The organism is Haloferax sp. s1, from assembly GCF_058382125.1.
Map to the genome: position 1 here is coordinate 1 of NZ_JBZRPK010000124.1, position 1,195 is coordinate 1,195.

The window sequence follows — 1,195 nt, forward strand, 5'->3', positions numbered from 1 at the left end:
TTGTCCGGAGAGACACCCGGATCCACGGGTAATTGCCGCTGCTCCGGCCGACCGCAGCACGGTCCGTCTGCTGACGGGCGTTGTTGGAGTTGTCATGGTTCTTCCGTGGACGTGGTGGCCTCGTCCGAGGGCAACGAGTGCGTCTGTTCGTTCGGTTCCTCGAGTCTGGTTCTCGCGATGCGCGGGAGTTCCGACTGGGGCGGTCGGAGCGCCGGTTGTGCGTCCGGGTCGAGTTCGGGGTTCCCGACGACAATCCGCCCGACATTACCAATCTGTTCGTGCGCCGTACAGACCGCTTGGGTGTCGACGTAGTCGTACACACCGGGCGTGTCGAACGTCCACTCGAAGGTTTCACCGACGGCGCTCATCGTTTCGCTGGCCCACGGCTCGGCGTCGGGCGGAATTCGGTTCGGACCGTACGTGTCGGGATGGTACGCCGTCGAGTCGTGGTCGCCGGATTCCAGCGTCCAGACGACCGTTCCACCGACCGCGACGTGTGTCAGGCGGGGTTCGAACTTCGGCGTCGGCCGCGAGGTCATCGTGACCTCAACCTTAGAGGGGAGACCAGAGCGTCCCCCTTCGGACGGCGCTCCCCCGAGACAGCCCCCGAACGCTCCCGCGGCGAGTACGCTTCCGCTCGTCGCGAGTAACCGTCGCCGCGAGATGGATACTTCGTCGGTCATCTGTACACGTTGATATTGCCGCTCTCCCCCGAATAAGAGGCACAGCAATTCCGAGGTCGGGAGAACAGTATCGAATATGTTCGTCGGCATATGATAAGCGAGGTTGGCGATAGAATGGTGGTGGGAAACCGGATGCGAAGTCAGACAGCGACTCTTGCACCGGTCCACCACCTTGCGTGCCGAAGCGGAGCGTCTGAAACTCGAACCGGAACCCAAAACGACTCCAACTTGCAGTCTTCCGGTTTCGAACTACTATTTCGTTTGAGGTGTGCTAGCAAGCCTTTTGATTAGACGCGTCTAATCTAGGGTATGAATAGCCCAAACATGGCTGATGACCTGACGGGTTTCACCGACGTGAACGCGAGGCGACGAACATGCCTTCGCTAGATTATTCGAAAGCAGTAGACCTCACGGAGACGTGAGAGCGGCGATTAGCTGATACCCACGGCCCTGATTTTACAGTCAGTCGGCGTGCTGTTCTCGGTGGACTCGGTCTCGCTGGCGGTGCGGCA

General features: G+C 60.3%; 1 protein-coding gene. It reads right to left on the bottom strand.

What is annotated here, in order from left to right; genetic code table 11:
- Window positions 1-92: 92 nt before the first annotated feature.
- Entirely contained in the window at window positions 93-683 is a 591-nt protein-coding gene (locus QT222_RS00890) for a plastocyanin/azurin family copper-binding protein (protein WP_491475999.1), read from the bottom strand.
- Between the last annotated feature and the right edge of the window lie 512 nt (window positions 684-1,195).